Annotated in this window: 16 protein-coding genes; 12 read left to right on the top strand and 4 right to left on the bottom strand. The window is 67.9% G+C overall.

Annotated elements, in window-relative coordinates:
• Positions 1–22: 22 nt before the first annotated feature.
• Together AMO33_RS29605 and AMO33_RS29600 are read left to right on the top strand one after the other, a co-directional pair.
• Positions 23–1,090, top strand: a complete 1,068-nt coding sequence (locus tag AMO33_RS29605; protein ID WP_060595253.1) for a helix-turn-helix transcriptional regulator — start codon at positions 23–25, stop codon at positions 1,088–1,090.
• A gap of 212 nt (positions 1,091–1,302) precedes the next feature.
• Positions 1,303–1,533: a hypothetical protein gene (locus tag AMO33_RS29600; protein WP_139337583.1), complete on the top strand. Its 231-nt coding sequence runs from the start codon at positions 1,303–1,305 to the stop codon at positions 1,531–1,533.
• A 35-nt stretch (positions 1,534–1,568) separates the two neighbouring features.
• Here AMO33_RS29600 and AMO33_RS29595 read toward each other — a convergent pair whose 3' ends face one another.
• The gene (locus AMO33_RS29595) at positions 1,569–2,939 is read right to left on the bottom strand and encodes a hypothetical protein (RefSeq protein ID WP_060595251.1); all 1,371 of its coding nucleotides are present in this window, start codon (positions 2,937–2,939) and stop codon (positions 1,569–1,571) included.
• A 205-nt stretch (positions 2,940–3,144) separates the two neighbouring features.
• On the opposite strand from AMO33_RS29595, the gene AMO33_RS29590 reads away from it, so the two are divergent.
• The 4 genes from AMO33_RS29590 to AMO33_RS29575 are packed head-to-tail and all read left to right on the top strand — an operon-like array spanning position 3,145 to position 6,876.
• Positions 3,145–4,479 (top strand): glycosyltransferase family 4 protein, encoded by a 1,335-nt coding sequence (locus AMO33_RS29590; protein ID WP_060595250.1) that lies wholly within the window; start codon positions 3,145–3,147, stop codon positions 4,477–4,479.
• Positions 4,476–5,225, top strand: a complete 750-nt coding sequence (locus AMO33_RS29585) for a hypothetical protein (protein ID WP_060595249.1) — start codon at positions 4,476–4,478, stop codon at positions 5,223–5,225. Before AMO33_RS29590 ends, AMO33_RS29585 begins: the two co-directional genes overlap by 4 nt.
• Positions 5,226–5,244: 19 nt before the next feature.
• Positions 5,245–6,603, top strand: coding sequence for a deoxyguanosinetriphosphate triphosphohydrolase (locus tag AMO33_RS29580; RefSeq protein WP_060595248.1), 1,359 nt, complete (start codon positions 5,245–5,247; stop codon positions 6,601–6,603).
• 9 nt (positions 6,604–6,612) lie between these two features.
• The gene (locus AMO33_RS29575; RefSeq protein WP_060595247.1) at positions 6,613–6,876 is read left to right on the top strand and encodes a hypothetical protein; all 264 of its coding nucleotides are present in this window, start codon (positions 6,613–6,615) and stop codon (positions 6,874–6,876) included.
• 14 nt (positions 6,877–6,890) lie between these two features.
• On the opposite strand, the gene hisG is transcribed toward AMO33_RS29575, so the two are convergent.
• The 3 genes from hisG to AMO33_RS29560 all read right to left on the bottom strand — a co-directional run bounded on the left by hisG (position 6,891) and on the right by AMO33_RS29560 (position 15,044).
• Positions 6,891–7,751, bottom strand: a complete 861-nt coding sequence (gene hisG / locus AMO33_RS29570; RefSeq protein WP_060595301.1) for an ATP phosphoribosyltransferase — start codon at positions 7,749–7,751, stop codon at positions 6,891–6,893.
• Positions 7,752–7,872: 121 nt separating this feature from the next.
• On the bottom strand, positions 7,873–14,361 hold the full coding sequence (locus AMO33_RS29565; protein ID WP_240327587.1) for a helicase-related protein: 6,489 nt from the start codon (positions 14,359–14,361) through the stop codon (positions 7,873–7,875).
• A gap of 164 nt (positions 14,362–14,525) precedes the next feature.
• Positions 14,526–15,044 (bottom strand): hypothetical protein, encoded by a 519-nt coding sequence (locus AMO33_RS29560; RefSeq protein ID WP_060595245.1) that lies wholly within the window; start codon positions 15,042–15,044, stop codon positions 14,526–14,528.
• Positions 15,045–15,441: 397 nt separating this feature from the next.
• Here AMO33_RS29560 and AMO33_RS29555 point away from each other — a divergent pair, with 397 nt between their 5' ends.
• The 6 genes from AMO33_RS29555 (at position 15,442) to AMO33_RS33075 (ending at position 20,908) form a co-directional block, all read left to right on the top strand.
• Positions 15,442–15,894: a hypothetical protein gene (locus tag AMO33_RS29555; protein ID WP_060595244.1), complete on the top strand. Its 453-nt coding sequence runs from the start codon at positions 15,442–15,444 to the stop codon at positions 15,892–15,894.
• Between the two features lie 278 nt (positions 15,895–16,172).
• On the top strand, positions 16,173–17,099 hold the full coding sequence (locus tag AMO33_RS29550) for a MinD/ParA family ATP-binding protein (RefSeq protein ID WP_240327586.1): 927 nt from the start codon (positions 16,173–16,175) through the stop codon (positions 17,097–17,099).
• A 144-nt stretch (positions 17,100–17,243) separates the two neighbouring features.
• Complete coding sequence (locus AMO33_RS29545) at positions 17,244–18,230, top strand: hypothetical protein (RefSeq protein ID WP_076574101.1); 987 nt, start codon at positions 17,244–17,246, stop codon at positions 18,228–18,230.
• On the top strand, positions 18,227–18,646 hold the full coding sequence (locus AMO33_RS29540; protein ID WP_060595242.1) for a hypothetical protein: 420 nt from the start codon (positions 18,227–18,229) through the stop codon (positions 18,644–18,646). The genes AMO33_RS29545 and AMO33_RS29540 overlap by 4 nt, the downstream gene beginning before the upstream one ends.
• A gap of 94 nt (positions 18,647–18,740) precedes the next feature.
• Positions 18,741–18,944: a hypothetical protein gene (locus AMO33_RS29535; RefSeq protein WP_060595241.1), complete on the top strand. Its 204-nt coding sequence runs from the start codon at positions 18,741–18,743 to the stop codon at positions 18,942–18,944.
• A gap of 92 nt (positions 18,945–19,036) precedes the next feature.
• Complete coding sequence (locus AMO33_RS33075; RefSeq protein ID WP_076574083.1) at positions 19,037–20,908, top strand: glutaredoxin domain-containing protein; 1,872 nt, start codon at positions 19,037–19,039, stop codon at positions 20,906–20,908.
• The last annotated feature ends 165 nt before the right edge of the window (positions 20,909–21,073 follow it).

Raw genomic sequence — 21,073 nt, 5'->3', positions numbered from 1 at the left:
ACCGCCGAGCAGACTCGCGCGCATGCCGCCGACCAACCCACGCCACGCCCGCCACACCGCCATCGTTCACCAGTTGCGGTCCCGCACATGGGTTTCCGCGACCTCGCTGGCCGCCCGGTTCGGCGTCAATGCGCGCACCATCTACCGCGACATCGAGGAACTGATCGCGTTCGGCATCCCGATCGAGTCCGTGGCCGGCCGCGGCGGCGGATTCCGGCTCACCACCGATCAACCGCTGGACTCCCTGCTTGTCGACGGCGACGACGCCCTGCGCCTCTACGTCCTCGGCCTCCTCGAACAAGGACACGCCCACCCCGAACCCACAGGCGGCGAAGCAAACTCCGGCAGGAACAACGTCAGCGCCTCACGCGCCCGGTTCCTGCACCGTCTCGCCCACCGCATCTACTTCGACACCACCGACTGGTACTGGCGCGACGAAAGCTCCGGTCACCTCGCCACACTCCGCGAGGCCCTGCTCACCGGGACCGCCATCCAGATCACCGTCCGCGTCCACCACAGCGACGACCACCAGCACCTCATCGTCAAGCCCTACGGCATGGTCTGGAAAGGTGGGGAATGGTGGCTCGTCGCCGCACCACCACACTCAGAACCCCAGCGCTACCAGCTCAACAACATCGACCGGCTCACCGCCACCGACCTGAAGTTCGTCTACCCCGAAACCACCTTCAACCTCAAGGACTGGTGGCGCCAAGCACTCGAAGACTTCGGCCGCGGACCCACCCGAGTCGTCATCCGCGTGCGCCCCGGCAGCCGCGAGGAAATGCTGCGCCTGGGACTCAAACCCGACTCCGAAGTCCACCACGACCCCGACGGCACCACCCGCATCGTCCTCTACGTCGACCGCTGGAAATGGCTCATCCCACTCGTCGCCAGCTTCGGCAGCGACGTGATCATCGAACAACCCCCCGAACTCCGCGCTGCGCTACGACAACACCACGCCGACGCAGCCGCCGCCTACGACACCCCCGAACCCGACAGCAACTCCGGCAGCCCCTCCGACTTCCGCCACGACGACTCCCGTCTCCGGGCGACACGCGGCCGAACACCAGGCAGCATTTGTGACGACTGATCCCGGCCTCCCGGTACCGGTCGCACCAGGAAGCTGGCACGCTGGATTGCCATCGTGGCCTCCCGGAACCGGACCGGCCATCGCAACAGGAGGTATGCGGGCATTTGGACACCGCGGAGGACGATGCGCGAACCGCTATTGTGTACTCGCACAACGAGGTTCGCGTCTGTGAGGACAAGTGCAGTACCTGCATCTTCCGCCCCGGAAACCTCATGAGGCTGCGGCCGGGCCGCCGGTCGCAGATGGTGCGGGATGCGCTCCACGACGAGGGACATATCACCTGCCACTCGACTCTCGATCAGCCGTTGTCGGCGATCTGCCGAGGCTTCGCCGACCTGCCTGAAGCCAAGGCTCGGAGCCTCGCCCTGCGCGTGGGTGCTGCCCTGGGAATCCTGGTATACGTGGACCCCGAGGCGCGCGTCGACGACGTCCACGACCTCTGAACCTGCCCGGGATTCCCCACCCCCGCGCGAATGTGTCAGGCGCTTCTGCTGCTGGTGGCTGCCTGGAGTGCGCGGACGCGGTCGGATAGTTGGCGGACGCCGGGTCGGTGGCGGTAAGGGGTGAGGTCGCTGAGCAGCGTGGTGAGGTGGCCGGTCACCCGGGTCGAGGTGACCTGGGCGGTGAGCAGGTCCACGGCGTGTTCGGCGTGGTGCAGGGCGTGGTCGATGTCGGGTTCGGGCTGGCGGGCGTAGGTGGTGGCCAGCAGCGCGTAGCGAAGAGCGCCTTCGCGGGAGTCGTTGCCGCTGCTGTTGCGTAGCGCGGCCCGAAGGTGATGCCGGGCTGCGCTGTGTTCTCCGAGGCGCAGGTAGCAGTATCCGGCTTGGCCGTGGGCGTGGGTTTCGTCGAGCCAGTAGCTCCAGTCCGGCGCTCCGTCGGTAGGGGTATCGAGGTGGGTGAAGGCGGCGTCGATGGCGCGGCGGGTGTTGGTCGGCGATCCGTCGACGGCGTGGGCTTCGGCGGCGCGCAGTTGCAGGATCGCTGAAACTCGTGCGCTGGCACCGGGATAGCCCGAGATCGCGGTGTCGGCCAGCATCGCGGCCTCGCGGGGTTGGCCGATGTCCTTGGCCTGGCAGCTCATGAATCCGAGGACGTTGGCGGCGAGGGCGCGGTCGCCGGCGGTGTGGGCGGTGCGCAGCGCGGCGACCCAGTAGCGCTGGGCGCGGGCGTGCTGGCTGGTGTCGAAGCACAGCCATCCGGCCAGGCGCAGGAGTTCGGCGGCCGAGGCGTGCAGGCGGCGTCCGGTGGTGTCGTCGTAGCTGCCGTGGCGCAGCAGGTTCAGGACGTGGCGCAGGTGGGCGCGGACCATTTTTAGCAGGGTGCCGCCGCCGAGCTGGTCGTCCATGCGGCGCAGGCTGGCGGTCATGGTGTCGATCTCCTCGACCGTGCCGATCCCGATGCGCGTGCCGGCGGTGTGGGTGAGGTCGCTGCCTTCGGCGGCGAGTAGCCACTGGTGCGCTGGCGCGGTGATCGCGGTGCCCATCAGGGTGAGGAAGAGCCTTCGCTGCATGGGATCAGCCTCTGTGACCGCCGCTATGGCGCGCAAGGCCCCTTCCGCTGTCCATGGCCCGTCCAGCCCGGAGTCGGCCGGGAGTAGCGGAGCGGTGGGGGCGGCGTTCCACCCGAGGTCTGCGGGGGTGATCGGCCGGGCGAGTTCGGCGGTGAGCAGCGCTGCTGCCAGGTCCGGCCAGGGTGAGCGCGGGCGGGCACCGGCGAGCCATTTGTAGGGGGTTTTCGGGTGGACATGCTCGCGGCGTCCGTGCAGCTGGGCGTGCTCGCTCAGCTTGCGGGCGAAGGTTTCCGGCCGCCATCCCAGGTCGGACAACAACGTGGCCAGCTGTGCGTTCACCCACCTCGCCCCCTGGACCGGATCGTCGGCGTCGATGCGGCGAGGGTACCGACCGCGGTGCGCTCTCGGCACCGAAACGCACCGAAACGCACCAAGCGCACCACTGCCGCGACCGGCCATACGCGCGGTGTCCTGATGTGACCTGGTTCACCGAAACCGGTTGCTGGGGTTGTTGATCCGGTCGTCTCGGAACGTGGAGGACGGTATGGAATTCCCGTCGGCGATGCACATCCTCACCTACGACATGCACGGCACCGTCGTGGCCACGGGACAGCGAAAACCCTGTCGCCACACCGGTCTGGTCGCCCACACCCACCATCTGCTCGCCGCGCTGGCCGCCCGGCATCCTGGGACGCGCTGGGCGATCACCCAGACCGGCGCCACCCGCCCCGGCGCCTACCAGTTGCGCACCCCGGACGGCACCGTGGTGCTGGCCCAAGGGATTCGGAGCGGGTTCGGCCAGTACCTCGGCGGTGCGGACGGCGGCAAGGACCCCGCGCGGGTGCGCCACTTCTACGAGGACGCCATCGACGACCCGGCAAATCCGGTGTATGCGGGTTTGGCGCGGCAGTACGCCTACGTCATCGCCACCGCCGATACACCGGATCTGCTGGCGCAGAACATCAATCCGATCGTGTCGGTGCTCAAAGCCGAACAGTCCGGTCGGCTGGCCGCGGCCGGCGTCGGCCGCCTGAACGTGACCGGGGTGGTGCACGATCTCGCCGGCGCCGAGCGGCGGTTCGACTACCTGCGCCGCCGTCTCGAGGTCACCGAGCACTCGGTGCGGATCGTCGCGGTGTCGACCGCGGTGGCCGAACACCTGGCCAAGGCCGGAATCACCGGCGAGCGGGTCCACACGGTGCCCAACGGCATGGACATCGCCGAGTTCGAGTCCCGGATGCGCGCGGCCGCCGCCGAGAACGCCTTCGCCGCCCTCGCGCGCCGCAACCAGCTTCCGGACGGGCCGATGGTGTTGCTCTCGGCGCGGCGGGTGGCGTGGAAGGGCCACGCCGATCTGATCGCCGCCCTGCGCATCCTGTCCGCCCGCGGTGTCGCCGGGGAGGCGTTCGCGGTGTTCAACGGCCACGACATGCACGACACCCGCGCCCTGGACTACACCCGGGAGCTGACCGATCTGATCAACGCCAGCGACCTGGCCGGGCGGGTGTTCCTGCTCGACGAGCTCTCCCCGGTCGAGGTCGCGGCCTGCTACCGGGCCGCGACGGTCGCGGTACTGCCGTCGCGCTGCCCGGAAGCGTTCGGCTACGCCAACATCGAAGCGATGCTCGCCGGCACCCCGGTGATCACCACCGACCACGGCGGACCACGCGACTACATCGACCACGGCCGCTCCGGGCTGCTGGTGCCACCGAGCGATCCCGGCGCGCTCGCCGACGCCCTGGCACGCGTGCTCACCGACACCGCACTGCACCGGCGCCTGGCGCGCAACGGGCGGGCCAGTGCCACCCGGTTCGGGGTGGAGCAGATGGCCACCGGCTACGCCCAGGTCATCGGCTCCCACGAGGCGGTGCGGGCATGACCGCGGTGATCGGGACGGCCCGGCGGCATCGGGCGATCGGGCAGGGCAACCATTCCACGGTCTACCACCGGCCCGGCAGCCCGGTGGTGATGCAGGTGTTCCGGCCCGACGCCCCCGAACTCACCGTGGCCAAGGTGCGCCGCGAGTACCGATACCTGCGGGCGATCTTCGATCCGGTCCTGCCCGGCCTGATCCCGAACGAGCGCCTGCTGCTGCCCGCCCCGTCCGCGCGGTTGTGCGAGGCGGTGGTGGTCAAGGACTTCGTGCCGGTGGCGCCCGCCTGGTCGCTGCGCATCGCCGCGCGCCACCGGCTCCCGCGGCAAACCCTCGACCAGCTCGCCGTGTTCACCGGCGTGGTGCGCGGGCTGCTGGCCGACACCGCGCCGGTGCCCGCCCTCGATGCCGAAGCGTCGCTGATCCCGGACTTCATCGATCCGCCGATGGACAACCTCGTCGTCGACGTCGCCGGGCAGTTGCGGCTGCTCGACACCAACCGGCTGATCAGCACCCTCGAACTCCGCCGCCACCACCACGCCGGGCAGCTGCTGACCGTCTCCTGCCACGGCGTCCCCGCACACATCTACCGGCTGGTGTTTCGGCGGTTGATGTACCTCGAGCACCGGTTCCTCGGCGTCCCGGCCGCCCGGTTCCGGACCGATCCACTGATCACCCGCTACCTGCACCCCGCCCAGATCGAGGCCCTGTTCGCCGCGTCGACCACCGTCGACGAGCCGATCACCCCATAGCGACGAGAGGACCACGCCGATGACGACCCCGACCGGCTACAGCCACCACGACCGGGCTCGCCGCATCCCCGAACACGGCCACCCCTACCGCGATCCGGCCACCGTGTTCGACCACGACCGCGGCCGGCTGCTCGCCAGCGGCGCGCTGCACCGACTGTCGAACATCACCCAGGTCGACGAACCCGACGCCGGGCCGGTACCCCACAACCGGCTCACCCACTCCCTGACCGTGGCCACCCTCGGCCGCCGCATCGCCCTCGGCGTCGGCGCCGACCCCACGCTGGTCGAAACCGGTTGCCTGGCACACGATCTCGGACATCCACCGTTCGGGCACAACGGCGAGATGGCGTTGCGCACCAAGGCCCGCGCCCACGGGCTCGGGTTCGAGGCCAACGCCCAGACCCTGCGCATCCTCACCCGACTCGAACCCAGCACCGCTACCGGTGGCGGGTTGAACCTGACGCGCGCCAGCCTGGACGCGACCTGCAAATACCCGTGGACCCCGGGCCCGGCCCGCAAGTTCGGCGCTTACCCCGACGACGCCGACACCCTGGCCTGGGTCCGCCACGGCGCACCGGATCGGCGGCTGTGCGTGGAGGCGCAGATCATGGACACAGCGGACGACATCGCCAACGCTGTCACCGACCTGACCGCCGGGCTGCGCACCGGTGCGATCACCCTGTCCCCGCTCACGTCTGCGTCCGAGCGCGCCGAGTTCGCCAAGCTCGCCCACGGCCACTTCACCACCGTGGCCGTCGACGACATCGACGCCCACACCAACGACCTGCTGGGCCTGCCCGCCGTCGCTGCCCTCACCCGCCCCGGGCCCGGCGACCTGGCCGCGATCTCCGCGCTGGAGCACGCGCTCACCGCCCGGTTCACCACCGCGATCACAGAGGCGACAAAAGCCGGCACCGGACTCGGCCCGCACCACCGGTTCACCGCCGATCTGGTCGTGCCCGCCCACGTCCGCGCCGAAATCGCGGTACTCAAAGCCGTGCACCTGCACTTCGTGCTCCGTGCACCCGCTTTGCGGGCCCGCCGGGCGTGGCAGCGCCACGTCATCGACACCGTCTTCGACGCCCTCCTCACCGCCGCCCCCGACCTGCTCGAACCCCGCTTCGCCGCGGCGTGGTTGCGCGCCGACACCGACGCCGCCCGGGTCCGGGTGGTCGTTGATCAGGTCGCGGCCTACACCGACCGGTGCGCGGTCGAGGTGTTCGACACGCTGACCACCGATCGTGAATCCGGGCCCGTGGGGGCCCAGATTCCGGAGATCCGGCGTAAGCGCGACGAATCAAGCTGTGTACCAGCACTGTGGCCGATCCGGGCCCCCGATACCGCGGAAGTGAACTCCATGGGCGGTCGGGGGCGCTAGGTTTGCGCCGTGGCTGACGACTTTCTGCTGACCGCAGACAAGGCGAGATTTCCGCTCACTGCCCAGCTGGTCAAGTGCGCCGACGAGCTGGAAACCGCCTCCCAACAGGCGCTCCAGGTGATCGGCGAGGATGTGCCGCTCGCCGCGCTGCGGCCAGAGGAAATCGCCGCGCTACGCGAAGCCGTTGCTGCCGCACACGGCGCCGGGCGGGATATACGACTCATCGCCACCGCCGTCCAGCGCCGCGCCGACGGCGGCCAACACCAGCGATGACACGGGTGCGTGGGTCATAGGCGGCAGGCAGCCAGTTCGGTCGCCAGGATCGCGGAGGCCCCGAGCTTCTTGAGGTCGTCCATGGTGCGGTTGATGCTCTTGCGCTCCACCAACGACCGCACCGCCACCCAATCCGGGTCCGCCAGTGGCGACACCGTCGGCGACTCGATCCCCGGCGTCAACGCACACGCCGCATCGAGCACCGCCCGCGGGCAGTCGTAATCGACCATCACGTACCGGCGCGCGGTCAACACCCCGTTGAGGCGGTCCAGCATCACCGTCACCGCCTCGGCCCGCTCATCGGTCCACTCCGCCGTGGTACTGCGGATCAGCACCGCCTCCGACCTCATCAGGGGCTCACCGAAGGTGACCAGGCCCGCGTTCTCCAACGACGTCCCGGTCTCCACCACATCGGCGATCGCATCCGCCAAGCCGAGGGCGACCGCGTTCTCCACCGCGCCTTGCAACACCACGACGTTGGCCGACACCCCCGCCTGGGCCAAGTGCTTGCGCACCAGTTCCGGATACGACGTCGCCACCGACCGGCCCGCCAGGTCCGCCACCGACTTCGGCCCGTCCGGACGCGCCGCGAAATAGAACGTCGACCGGGCGAACCCGAGGTCGAGAACCGACTCCGCCGGCGCGGCGGCGTCGTCGAGCAGATCCTTGCCCGTGATCCCCAGATCCAGGGTTCCCGCGCCCACGTACACCGCGATATCGCGGGGCCGCTGGAAGAAGAACTCGATCTCGTTCTCGGGATCGAAGCAGTTCAACTCCTTGTTCCGCACCCGCGGTAGGCGATACCCGGCCTCGGTGAGCAACGTCAGAGCCGATTCGCTCAGAGAACCTTTGTTCGGGACAGCGACGCGCAGCAATGGCATACCGACAATCCTCACACACCCCGCAACCACATTTCCCACTCCCACCAGCAACAACGTGGCATACGGTGCGGCCGCGCAGGCCGCCGCACCGTATGCGGATAGGTGATCGTCAAGGTCACCGAGCCCGCCCGCCCCGATCGCTGATGATCGTGATCCCACTGGGGCTGTTGACCACTGCGGCACCTCCCATCTGGTGAACCATTGCTGCGGCGTCGTGCATTGCGGCCGACCGGATGGATTCGGCCTCGTCGGGCGCCGTCGCCGGATCGGTCGAGGCGTTCTCGGTCTCCGTTTCCTTGCTGCCGAGCAGCTCTTTGTTGATCTCCTTCTGTCGTTCCCGGAGCGCATCCAGCCGTTCGCTGTGCTCGAACGGTTTGCCGAGGCGGAGTTCGGAGCGCTCTCGTTCCGTGCGCTCGGTTTCGAGCCGCCCGGTGGCAACCTCAAGCCGCTTGTCCAAGCCGTTGACGGCGTTCTCCAGGCGGAGCATCACGGCGGTCCCGCCCTTCTGGAGCGTCGCCTTGTCGAGCGTGACGTAGACATCGTCGCCGATGTCGGAGAACACCACCGACACCCTGGCTTCGCGGCCCGTCGGGACGTTGCGGGCGTCCAAGGTGAAGCCAGCGATCTCGGCCACTCCGTGGTCCTCGAACTCCTTCCACACCGCCCGGGGGTCTTCGATCAGCTTGAGCAGCCGGGCGGCCAAGGCGTCGCCGGCGTCGCCGCGGTGGTCGTAGAAGCGTCCGCTGACCTTGGCGGCGAAGGCATCGCCCTTGGTTGGCCTGCGGTGCTCGATCGCCCGGGTGTAGGCGTCGATCTCGGCCTCCAGTTTGGGGATCGCGTCGTTGGCATCACGGATGCGGATTTGCAGCATGGACTGGCTGCGCTGGTGCGCGCGCCGCAGACGTTCGAGTTTGGTGACCTCGATGTCGATCTCGGCCTTCTCCAGCACCAGGGGGTTGCCGCTGGCGATAGCGAGGGCCTCGTTGGCGTTGAGGGCCGCGTCGCCGATGTCGTCGATCTCGCGGGCGGTCAGAGAGCCCTTCATGAACTGATTGACCATGGCCGCCTTGCGCGCCTGGGCCGCCCACATTCGGGCGTCGAAGGTGCCTTCGGTGACGACTCGGCCAACCGCGATCTCCTCGTTCTGATTGCCCTGGCGGATGCCGCGGCCGTCGCGCTGCTCGATATCGGCGGGCCGCCAAGGGCAGTCGACGTGCAGCATGGCGACCATGCGGTCTTGGATGTTCACGCCGACGCCCATCTTGGACGTGGAACCGAACAAGAACTGGATGCTGCCGTTTCGGGCCTTGGTGAACAGCGCCGCTTTGCCCTTGTCGTTCTTCGCGTCGTGGATGTAGGCGAACAGCTCCGGCGGAGCGCCCCGCGCGATGAGCTTCGTCTTGAGCTCGTCGTAGGCGTTCCAGTCCTCACCGGGGGTGCCCAGATCGCAGAACGCGACGACGAGCCCGCCTCGGCGGGCGTGGGGTTGCCCATCCCGGCCGAGGTAGACCTGATCCTTGGCGGCCTGCCACTTCTGGAACATCCAGTCCGCCGCCGCCTCGAGCTTGAGACCGAACTCTTCCTCGGCAATCTCCTGCGGTTCCTGGCGCTGCGGTTCGTGGCGTGATCGCGCTGCGTACAGTGCGACATACCTCGCTGTAGACGGACTCGGGGATTTCGAGTGGAGATATCCGGCAATGGCGGCTCCCTCTGCGGTGTCCAGCGTCGGGCTCCCCTGTTCTTCTGCGGCGCCAGGGGTGAGGCCGAGCGACTTGACCAGCCGGAGATCCAGCGCTGCGGCGCGGCCGTCGGAGGAGATCTTGAGCATGTTGTCGCGGGTCGGGTCGACCGCCCGCGATTTCACCATCTGGGCGCGGTGCCCGAGGTCGCGGACGTACTCGAGCTGGGTCTCGGTGGCTGGCACCGAGATGACCTCCGGCGCACGCTGCCCGTCGGCACGGCGGGCGAGCTTGGGCACCGGGAGGTTCAGATCCTCGGGCAGTTTCACGTCGGCGGCGACATGGAACATGCGTTGCAGCTCAGGAACGTTGCGGAAGCCCACGAGCCGGGTCTTGAGGTTCCAGGAGTTGCCGTCGACCGACATCTCCAGCTCGGTTTTGGTCTTGCCGAAGGTGGCCGCCCACTCGTCGAAGTTGCGGATTCCGGCCTCTTCGAGCAGGTCCGGGCGCAGGTAGCGCTGCACGACGTACGCCTCGGTGATCGAGTTCGCCAGCGGGGTGGCCGTGGCGCCGGTGATGGCGCGACCGTTGTGCTTGTCGCGCAGGTACTCCACGACCATGTGCAGCTTCTGCGCCCGCTGGCTGCCCGCAATGGCGGCGGACTCGATCTGGGTGTCGGTAGCCAGATTCTTGAAGTCGTGCAGCTCGTCGACCACGATGTAGTCGATGCCGGACTGCTCGAAGGTGATGCCCGGATCGGTGGGACCGCCGAGCTTCTTCTTCAGCTTCTCCTCGGACTTGAGGATCGCGTCTTCGATACGCTTGACGACGCTGCGTTTCGCGCTGCCGGACATCAGTTCCGCCAGGTACTGGCGCCGGGGCTCGATCTCACGATCGAAGTACCAGTGCGCGGTCTCGCGGGAGACCTCGAGGCGCTGGAATGACCCGCGGGTCAGGATGATCGCGTCCCAGTCCCCGGTGGCCGCGCGAGCGACGAACTGCCGCCGCTTCTCCCCGGCCAGATCCTCGGTGCCGGCGGCAAGGATGCGCGCCTGCGGGTATGCCTGGAGGAATTCGCGGGCGAACTGGTCGAGCATGGAGTTGGGCACCATGATGGCAGGCTTGTTCACCAGGCCCAGGCGTTTGAGCTCCATGACGCCCATCGCCATTTCGAGGGTCTTGCCAGCGCCGACCGCGTGGAAGAGGCCCACGTTCGGTTCGGCGATCATGCGAGCCACCGCGGCGCGCTGGTGCGGACGCGGGGTGTAGACCTTGGACAGGCCGGGCAGACTGAGCATCTTGCCGTCGGCCTCGTAGTTGCGCAGCACCAGGTTGTTGAAGCGCCGGTTGTATTCCTCGCTCAGGCGTGCGGCCCGGACCGGGTTCTCCCACACCCATTCGGAGAACCGCTCGTTGAGCTGCTCGGCCTTCTCGTTGGCGGCTTCGGTTTCGGTGGGGTTGGGGATGCGAGCCTCACCGTTCTCGTCCGGGTCGTAGACGCGGATCGGGGCCTGCCGCAGCAGGGCCTGGGCGAGTTTGGGCGCCGGGACGCGGGAAGTGCCGAATTCCTGGGTCGACAGAATGCCGCGACGGCCGCCGGTGACCTTCCACTCCCCCGCCTTGGTGTGCTCGACGGTGATCGTGTCATCGTTGAGGATCTCGTTGAGGAACGCCTGCACGTCGGGCGCTTCGATCCACACCGCGCCCAGGCGGGCGTCGATCTCGGCCGGTCCGAGGTCGGGCGGGATGACCGCGGTGAGCGCGGTGACGTTGTCGCTGTAGGTCTCCGGGTTCGCCGCAGCCGCCTCGCGGGCCTGATCGAGTTTGACCCGCACGTTCCCCGAGAGGTATTCCGCCGCTGGAACGTACCGGCCGTTGTCGGCGGGGTCGGGGTAGATGAGACCTCGGCATTGGACGCGGGCTTCGTCGTCGTCTACGCCGAGCAGGCCCGCGATGACCGGGAGATCGATCTTGCCGTGGGTGTCGAGGCAGATCGCCACCGCGTCCTCGGCAGTATCCGCACCCAGGCGCGGACTGCGCGGCGCGACGACGCGCTGACGCATGATGGCCATCTTCACCGCGCTGTCGGTGGTGGCGTCGTAGTCCTCGAGGGCCAGCACAACCGGCGCGTGCGGATCGTCGCGGAACACCCGCATCACCGGCGGCCGGCGTACGGACATCACCGGTTCCCCGGCGTCGTCGACACGGCCGGTCGGATGCCAGGAGCATCGGTTGATCGCTCCATAGCGCTCGACGTAGCGGTCGTAGCGCTGGTTGAGGCGCGTGCGCAGGGCCTCGATCTCGTCGGAGTCCTCGGCGTTGGCGGCCTCGTTTTCCAAGAGGTCAACCGCGGTGTCTCGCAAGCCGAGCAGTGCCCGCAGCTCCTCGGCTTGGGTGCTGGGCACCTTCAGCTCGCTGTAGGTGCCATCGGTGTGCAGCACTTCGAATCCGCTCGCCGTGGTGCGCAGATGGCCAGGGAATTCGTTCGGATCACCGGGAGCGGCTGCGGCTGCCCGACGCTCGCCACTGGCCAGCTCCCTGGGCTGATGGGCGATGCCCTCGGACAGGGCGCGTTCGGCGATTCGAGCCAGCGCGTCGCGCAGGTGCTGCTCCAGGTCGCCGCGGCCGAGCACTTCGACCGCGAGCCCACCGTAAACGCTGGTGCCCGCCCGCAGGTCACCGAGCACCATCTCCGGATTGTTGAGGAAGTACTCGTTGACCAGTACCGATTCTGTCTCCCCTTGTCCCCGGGTCAGCGGGAGCTCGGCGGTGACGGCTAGCTCGAAGGGCCCGCCGGGTCGGCGGGCTTCACCGTCGCGGCGGCGCAGGATCAGGATGTCGGTGAGCACGTCGGTGCCCGCGACCCGTCGGTGCGTACCGTTGGGAAGTCGGATTGCGCCCAGAAAGTCCGCTTGCGCGGCGATTTCGCGGCGAGCAGCGGGGTTCTTGTTGTCCATCGTGAACGAGCTGGTCACCACCGCCACCACGCCGCCGGGCTTGGTCAGCGCGAGCGACTTGAGAATGAAGTGGTTGTGCATGGTGTGCTCGCCGGCGTTGTGGACCGGGTCGTGGAGGCGGGCCGAGGAGAACGGCACGTTTCCGATCGCGGCGTCGAAGTGCCCCTCCGGGAGCCGGGTGTCCGCGAAGGACTCGACGCGAATGTTGGCGCGCGGGTACAGCGTTTGCGCGATGCGCGCTGTGGTGGAGTCCAGCTCGATGCCGGTCATCGATGCCGCCTGCGGAGCGTGCCCGATAAAGGCCCCCGCCCCGCAACCTGGCTCGAGTACCTGACCGCCGGTGAACCCGAGTGCCCGAAGGTGGTCCCACATCGCCCGAACAATCATCGGATCGGTGTAGTGGGCATTGAGGACGGTGCGATTGGCTTGTTTCCAGCCTTCCTCGCCGATCAGGGCCCGCAGCGACTCGGCGTCCGAACGGAACTCTTCGCGCTCAGCGTCAAAGATCTGGGGAGCAGCACCCCACGAGGTCCACTTCGCCAGCACTTCCCGCTCGGCGTCGGTCGGCTGACGGCTCTCGGCCTCGACCAGCTGGAGAGTCCTGATCGCTGCCAGGTTCGCCTCGATGCGGCGCTGGGTCGAGCGTGGCACCTCGACCTTCGGAGCCGGCGATTGTTCGGGTGCCGGGACTTCGGCAATTCCGGCGGCGCTGTCCGGCTGGTCGGCGGGCGGTTCGGTTCGGGAGGTAGGAACCGCCGTCGATGTCGCCGTCGTGGTGTTAGCAGTGCCTTCAGGTGACAGTGAAGGCGGCGTCGGCGTGCTCGAAGCCGTCGGTGAAACCTCGGCGGAGGCCACCGACTCCGCTGCCGGATCACGTTGGGTTTCAGTGGGTGTTCGCTGCTCGTGCGCTCTCTCCGGAGCCGCGACCTCAACGGCGTCCGCGGCCGCGGTGGCGGACAAGGCACTCGCCGGATTCGTCTCCGTGAAGGGCAACCCGAGCCTGGTCAGCGAGGCCCGGAGGTAACCGACTCGACGGGTACGCACCGCGAAATCTGTTGCCCGCCGCTGGTACCAGAACTTTTGCGGGCGTGACCAATTGAACTTGGCGTCATGCAGGGCCTGCCGGAGCTCGAGGTTGTTCTTGTCGGTGTTGCGGACGAGCGTGCCCTCCGCGGTGTGCTCGATGACGATCAGAAGCGGTTCCTCCGGGGCAGCCCCTGGGGTCGCGGGATTGCGCGGTTCTGCGGCAGTCGTCGCAGCGCTGGGAGCGTGAGCTGCTGGCTCGGGGTTCTGCGGGGCGGAGAGAGTTGCCAGGTAGGTCCGAATGCGCGGCATTACCTCGCTGGTCGGCATGGGTTCCGCCAGTGTGGATTGGTCCTCGACGCCGCCGGTTTTCGGGTAGACGACCCAACGGCCGCCCCCTCGGGGCTCGAGGGAGAAGCTGTGGTCGCCGACGCTGACCTGTGCCTGCTTGCCCCCGGGCAGCCCGTCGAACCGTTCCTGCGGTCGCGAGAGCCCGAGTTCGTCGACGATCCCTGCGAGCCGGTCGATGCGGGCGCGGATGCCGTCGTATGTCCCGGTCTCGTAGGGGTTGGCGAGTTCGGCCTGATCGACGAGTTCTCGCGCGCGGGCGAGTCGGCCGGCCCGGAAGTGCTCGGCGGCCTCGGTGGTCAGCGATTTGACGGCCGCACTGCGTTGCGCCTGGCGGGCTTCCACCGAAGTGGGTGTCTCGTCGTAGAGGTCCGGGTGCGCGCGCAGGTAGGACTCCACCAGAAGCCAGGTCGGGCCGAACCGCTCCCCGGTGGACAACGACTTGAGCGGCCCCTCGGTCAAGTAGCGAGGGGCGGTGCCGGGGTTGAAGATCTCCAGTGGGCGGTTGTACCCGCCGTAGGAGTACGCCTCGTCCTCGACCTTGCAGCGCAGCGTTGCCAGCTCGGCCGGGGTGAACATTGCGTCGGCCTGCGCCAAGCGGATGGCTTCCTCAGCGCTGGTGGCCGTACCGATGCTGCGGGCACGTTCCCATCGGCCCTCCTGGGAGTCGCTGGCGGTTGCTTCCCAGACTTCTAGCCCGTCGATCAGGTAATGCCGTTCCCCGGCGGGAAGGACGTCCCCACCTTCGCCGGTGCGGGGCTCTACGGACGGAGCCGGGCCCTCGCTTCGTCCTGCCGGTGCATGATCTGCGCCAGTTGCTCGCGCTTCTGCTCGACCGTCAGCTCCCCGTGATCGGTCAGCATCCAGTTCACTTCCTCGACCAGATGCGGATACCGGCGATCCCACTCGATCGCCTCCGGGCTGCCCGGTGCCATCTCCAGCCGCTGATCCACCGCGCGTTCCTCCTGCTGCATCACCAGCAGGTCGCGTTCGGTCTGGCTGGGTTCCGGGTCCTCGTCGACTTCCGGGGGTGTCGAGTACAGCAGCTCCGCCAGCGCCGATTCCAGTGCCTGCGCTCGCAGGGTGTTCAGCGTTCCCACTCGCTCCAGGTAGTCCTGCCCCGGCACGATCGCGTTCGTTTCGAGCTGCGCCGTGATCTGCTCGACCCGCTGGCTGATCTGGTCGCTCAGCTCCTGGAAGAACTCCTCCGAGTCGTCCAGTGCTGCGGTCGTCTGTGGCAGGTACGTCGAGTAGTACGTCCTGACCTGATCGATGATCATCGCGCTCATTGTCCTTTCGGTTGTCGACGGTCGAGGGGGCCGGGTCCGGGTCACCCCATAGAGCCTCCAGGCTGAGCTGGCCTTCGCTCTGCATTCTTCGCATTCGCCGCGCCATGTTCGCCTCCTTGTTCGGCGGCGGGGCGGCGATGGTCACCAGCCCCAATGGTTCCGTTGTAGCTGATGTATCTAAAACATCCGTTTTGCGGTTTCACCTGCGACGGTTGCCGCAGGTAAACTTGGTATGCCTCTAATGTATCTAATGGTGCGATAGATCCGAAAGGCTCGGCGGGGGTACTCGGACCATTAGGTGTGGACGCACCTTTAGATACAGTGGAACCCTGCGGCTGCGGTCAGGTGCGACCCAGCCTGCGACGCCGTCGAGAGGAAGGAAGAGCCTGTGGCCGACACACAGTCCGACGCGGCGGGGGGACGTCGATGGAGCCGAGAGAACTTTTCGTGCAGTGACGAGGTGTGGGGAGCCGCCAAGAAGAAGTGGGGCCAGCAACTCCGCCAGTACCCGACCTGGACCGGATGGCTCGAGGCGGCGCTCGCCGAGAAGACCGCGCGCACGCGCCAGAACCTCGGTATCTCCACGTTCGAGCCCGCCCCGGACCGATTGCCGCCTGGTCGGCGCACACCCCCGGATCAGGCCGGCACTCGGCCTCGGCGCTCGTTCAGCTGCTCTGTCGAGGTGTGGCAGGACGCGCGCAACGCATGGTGGGCCGAAGCGGAGTCCTACCCGGCGTGGTCGGACTGGGCCGAAGAGGCCGTCGCCGAGAAGGCCGAGGGCGACAAGCGGATCACCCAATCGGAGTCGACCGAGGACAAGATCTCATCGAAAACCTCATGAGCAGAAGGGAATAGAGGATGGCCAAGCAGTACTCGCCCCCGCCCGTGGTGGCGCCGTGGAGTACGGACACCGCGGCCTACGGAGGGCGCGCCGACAGCGGGCTATGGACAGACGGCGTTCCCGCACAGGGCGTCAGCCCGCTCCAGCGGGCGCATGCCGGCGAGTGGCGGCACACGTCGTCTGATCGGTCAGCGGCGGTTACCCCAGAGTCGCGGGACTGGCGCCGAGACCCGGTTCGCCCAGCTCCGGGATCGGGTTGGCGGCGTGCGCTTTATCTGATGTCGGGCAAAACGCTGAACCTCGGAGAGAGCCCCGCCGAAGTGCGCGCCAGGGAGCTCGACCGGCGAATCCGCACCGCGATCGAGTCCGATTTCCGCATCGGAGTGGTACAGCTCAAGGGCGGATCAGGGAAGACAACGACCGCCATGGGGATCGGCAACGCCTTCGCAGCCTGCCGGACCGATGGCGTAATCGCGTTCGACGTCAATCCCGATAGGGGCAACCTGGCACGCCGGACAACGGCGCGCACCGAGTCCTCGGCGTTGACCCTGCTGGCCGGACCGCGGCCGCGGCGGGTGCAGGACGTGCGCACTCACACGCAACTGACACCGGCGGGCCTGGACATCTTGGCCTCGGCAGCCGATCCGGCGACGGCCGACAGCTTCTCCGCCCACGACTACCGCCAGCTGGTCGACCTGGCGAGCGACTACTTCCCGCTGATGCTGGCCGATTGCGGAACCGGGATCACCCACCCAGCCACCCAGGCCGTTCTCGACGAGGCCGATGCGCTGGTGATCCCCCTCGACGCCAAGAAGGATTCCGCCGACGAGGCGGTGGCGGCGGTCGAGTACCTGCACACCGCCTTCGCGAAGGACCCCGTGACCGGGGACCCATTGCTGGACGAACGGGGCGAGCGCCGTTGGCTGTACCGGGGCTTGCTGTCCCGGACCGTCGTCGTGATCTCCCATCAGCAGCCCGGCCGGCGAATGTTCGACGCGAGCGCGGCAACGAGGTGGTTCAACCACTTGGTCCACGCCGTGCACGAGATCCCCTATGACCGTCACCTCGACGAGGGCGGCGTCATCGATCCGCAGTTGCTGCACCCGCGCACGGTGCTGGCCTATCGAGAGCTTGCGGCGACCCTGGCGGGCCTGTTCCCGATGAAGTACTCGCCCACTTCCGGGCTGGTGCGGCCCGGACGCTAGCGAACGATCTGGTCAACAGGGATGACACCAACCATGTTTTAGATACACTCGAACCATTAACATAACTAGCGGCTCTGGGTGCTGTGCCCATTCGTGGCCGGCACCCACTGCCAGCGACCGATCACCGAGAGGAAGGAGTCGACGATGGCCGACGCGAAAGCTGGGCCCGAGCCCAACACTCTCGCCGCAGCGGTGGCGGAGACGATCGCCGCGTGGCGGGCGCAGGACCCGACCGCCCAGGCGATCCCGCGGCACGTGCGCCGGGAAATCTCGCGCGCCGTACGCAACGACACCCGCTCCCGCCAGCTGGATGTCTCGATCACGCGCACGCAGCTCGAACTGGACATCCTGCACCATCAGAAGGCGGTCGTCGCGGCGGGATTCAAACCCGAGAAGGAGGAGCAGCACGAGACGTGGGCCCGCAAGCAGGCAGAGCTGAGTGACGCCGCTACCCGACTTGAGCGACGGATTCACGAATTACCCCACCTAAGCGCGACCGACCGGGGTAGGGCCGTGGAGGCGCTGGCGCAGGCGCACGCTGTGCCGGGGGCCGCGGTGCGAGTGAAGTGGGAGGTCAACAGTGCCATGGAAGCGCTCAAAGCTCGTGTCGCGGAGAAGGTCTCCGCGATCCGTCTCGGCATCACCGCCGTGACGCAGCAGTTGCGTTCAGCTCCCTTCCGGCTGGCTCAGTGGCAGGCAGACGCGATGCACAACCAGGCGCGACAGCCGGAAGGCCCCTCGTCGTGGCTCACGCCCGGCCAAGCCGCTGCCCTGGCCGATCTGACGGCGGCGGCGCAGCGCTTCGACAAGGCGTCGACACAGGCACGCGAAGCCAAGGAGGCTGAGACCGATCTCGCGGCGGTGGTGACCGAGTTCCACGAAGCCCTCACCCGCACACAACAACTCGGCATCACCTCCGACCGAATCAACCAGGAACTGCGTGCCGCGCATCAAGCGAGCCAGACCGAACCGCAACGGCAGGGGATGTGGTCGAAAATCCAGGCGGCCGCCCGCGGTCCGCTGACGCCACCCGCAGCAGCAGCCACCGGTAGACGGGAATTCACCTTCGGCGCCGCACCGGCAGCTCAGGCCGCACCGGTGGCCGCTGCGGCGAGGAGGGCAGCGCGATGAACGCGCGGGCCACGACCATCGCTGCGGATCTCGTCTATGCCGTCCGCTACCGGGTCCGAAATCTCTGCGCTGAACTGCGGTATTGCCGCGCGTTGCGACTGGCTCTGCTGGTCAAGGCCGATGGCGCCGACTGGCGGCGTGTGCTGCATACGCTGATGGCGACCTACGACGTCTCCACCGTGCGAGTCGGCGAACACTGGTTCCTCATCGGTCCGCAGGACCCGCGCACCCTTGACCGCCTGCCCGAAGGCAATCGCTGGGCGTGGTACGTGTGTGGTCCCAGCCTCAGCGCAACCGTGAATCCGTCGCTGAGCTGGGAAGAAACCGTCCCGGGATTCTCTCCGGGCACGGCCCTGGATTACTGCCGAGAGTGGGCCGAGGTCGCAGCCACTGCCGAGCAGCGGTCGGCGGCATGATTGCGGCCGGCCGGCGAAACTGCGACACTGCTTTTAGATACATTCGCACCACGTGCAGGTTGGCCATCGACGACGAAAGAGGAGGTCATCAGAAATGTCGCTTCTGCTGGTGTACCCGGTCGTTGCTGTGCTGATCGTGGTCGTGGTGGTCGCCGTCAACATGGCGCACCCGAACCCGGCCCCCACGCGAGGCCGTAAGCGGACGGGGCGGAAGGCTCTGGGAGCAGTGGGTGGTGTCCTCGGCGCGGCCGTGGGCATGACGCTGGCCGGTCTGGCCGGAGTCGCAAAGCGCAGGTAAGCAGTCCCGGCGGACTCGCAGCGCTGGCGCGGGCTCCATTTTAGATACATTAGCTCCATCAGATTCATAAGCACCCGTGGAGGTGGTGCGCCGTGAGAACTGATAAGCCCGGCTCACCTCCGTCGTTTGCCCGGATCACCCGGGCACTCGACGAGTGGGCATTCGAGAACAGTCGCCCGGCAGGACCAGCATCGAAGCGCGGGCAGTGGACGATGTACCACTGCCCGGCGCATCAGGACGATGATCCGAGCTTGGGCCTGATCTACAACGCGGACAAGCACAAGACCGTGGTCAGATGCTTTACCGGATGCTCCGACACCGAGGTGCTGGCCACGGTCGGCCTGCCTGAATCAGCGATTTGGGACCGGCAGTGGGTCCGCGCGCCCGGCTCGCCGTCGCGGCCGCGAGCGCCGCGACCGGAAGGTCCGGAAGCGCGACGTGACGCACAGGTTCCGCCGAAGCCCTCAAAGAAGGAACGCCTCGGCAAGGTGGTTGGTCCCCGCTACCAGGCGGCGATCTACCACTACACCGACCACCGAGGACGCCCCCTCGGTGAGGTCGTGCGAATGCACGTTCCGCACGAGCGCGGCACCGACAAGATGTTCTTCCAGCGCAAGATGGATGCCGGCGGGCGGTGGAGCAAAGGCGGGTTCGAACCGGTGCTGTATCACCTTCCCGAGGTGGTACAGGCAATCGCTGACGGCGAAGACATCCACCTCCCCGAAGGAGAGAAGGACGTCGACCGAATTCGGGCTGCCGGGCGGTTCGCCACCTGCAATGCAATGGGTGCCGGTTCGTTTCGGCTCGAGCACGCCCGCCAGCTCACCGGCGCACGGCGAGTAATCATCATCGCTGATCGCGATTCAGCGGGCTACCAGCACGCCCTCCAGGTCAAGCGGATGCTGGTCGGGCGTGTGGGGGAAGTGCTCGTCGTGGAAGCGGCGACCGGCAAGGACGCCAGCAACCACTTCGATCTCGGGCACGACTTCGACGAGTTTGTGCCCGTCACCGATGAGCAACTCGAGCGCGGATTCCCCGGTGCGGACGAGGCCATCGCGGCGGCCGAGAAGGCCATGGAGGGCGTGTTCCGGCGGTCGTTCGACCCCGAGACAGGCTGGCGGTGGCAGTGGGCCCCGGAAGCAGAGACCGAACTCGGGATCGAGAGTGCGCCCGCGAAATCAGTGCAGAACCAACAGAATCCGGAGACGACCATGGCACAGACCGCAATCGCGCCGGGCGAAGGCGTCCAGATAACCGTCTACACCAAACCGCAGTGCCCGCAGTGCGATGCCACCAAGCGCACCCTCGACAATCTCGGGTTCGACTATCGGATCGTCGATGTCACCCAGGACTCGGCCGCACGCCAGCGATTGCTGGACATGGGGTTCCAGGGCGCGCCGGTGGTGGAGGCGGGAGACGTTCGGTTCTCCGGATTCCGTCCCGACAAGCTCAAGACCCTGCCCGGTGTTATGCGCGCTGATGTGCTGGCAGAACAGGAGGCGGCTGCTGTGCAGCCTGGGTTTCCATCCACGGCGGATCGCCTGAGCGTCGACGCGGTACAGGCGTGGGCAGGCCCGTATCTGCGCGCTGCCATGCGGCGGGGGGAGATCCCAGAGGTTGGCTCACCGCAGTGGGCCGCACTTCCCAACGGTGACCCTCGCAAGACTGGCGCGGTGGTGGAGGCCGCCCTGCGCTACGTGCAGCAGGCCAGCGCCGCCGAAGCTACCGCCCCCGTAGCACGCAGCCAGACCTCGACGGTGACGGCTACCGCCCGCAACGGCAGTGGGCGCCCAACCTTCGCCCAGCTGCAAGAGGCCCGGCGCGGGGAACAGGCGCTGCGGGCGGCGAACGGACCGCTGACCCCGTCTGCCGGAGCGCCCGCGGCCGCCGGTACGTCGATGACCCCGGCCAGTAGAGCAAATACCAGCGCTGCCCCGCAGCGGACTCCCGGACGCGGACGTTGAAAGGGGAACGAGGATGAACGCAAACACCGATCGACCCGTCCCGGCTTCTGGCCGGTGGACCCCGGTTCTATCGCCCCTGAAAATTCCAGAGGTCCTGCCGGAGCCCGACGAACAGGACCTCGAGTTCCAACCGGCGGACGCCGTTGAGAGAGCCCCCGAGCCGGC

The organism is Nocardia farcinica, from assembly GCF_001182745.1.
Lineage (GTDB): Bacteria > Actinomycetota > Actinomycetes > Mycobacteriales > Mycobacteriaceae > Nocardia > Nocardia farcinica.
The sequence above is the reverse complement of the archived record's forward strand: the minus strand, read 5'-3'. Positions and strand labels throughout refer to the sequence as shown.

Excerpts from the sequence above, each read along its gene's own strand:
- AMO33_RS29585 (WP_060595249.1), top strand. The coding sequence starts at position 4,476 with ATGACCGCGGTGATCGGGACGGCCCGGCGGCATCGGGCGATCGGGCAG.
- AMO33_RS29545 (WP_076574101.1), top strand. The coding sequence starts at position 17,244 with ATGGCCGACGCGAAAGCTGGGCCCGAGCCCAACACTCTCGCCGCAGCG.
- AMO33_RS29550 (WP_240327586.1), top strand. The coding sequence starts at position 16,173 with ATGTCGGGCAAAACGCTGAACCTCGGAGAGAGCCCCGCCGAAGTGCGC.
- AMO33_RS29560 (WP_060595245.1), bottom strand. The coding sequence starts at position 15,044 with ATGATCATCGATCAGGTCAGGACGTACTACTCGACGTACCTGCCACAG.
- AMO33_RS29580 (WP_060595248.1), top strand. The coding sequence starts at position 5,245 with ATGACGACCCCGACCGGCTACAGCCACCACGACCGGGCTCGCCGCATC.
- AMO33_RS29605 (WP_060595253.1), top strand. The coding sequence starts at position 23 with ATGCCGCCGACCAACCCACGCCACGCCCGCCACACCGCCATCGTTCAC.
- AMO33_RS29540 (WP_060595242.1), top strand. The coding sequence starts at position 18,227 with ATGAACGCGCGGGCCACGACCATCGCTGCGGATCTCGTCTATGCCGTC.
- AMO33_RS29535 (WP_060595241.1), top strand. The coding sequence starts at position 18,741 with ATGTCGCTTCTGCTGGTGTACCCGGTCGTTGCTGTGCTGATCGTGGTC.
- AMO33_RS29600 (WP_139337583.1), top strand. The coding sequence starts at position 1,303 with ATGAGGCTGCGGCCGGGCCGCCGGTCGCAGATGGTGCGGGATGCGCTC.
- AMO33_RS29590 (WP_060595250.1), top strand. The coding sequence starts at position 3,145 with ATGGAATTCCCGTCGGCGATGCACATCCTCACCTACGACATGCACGGC.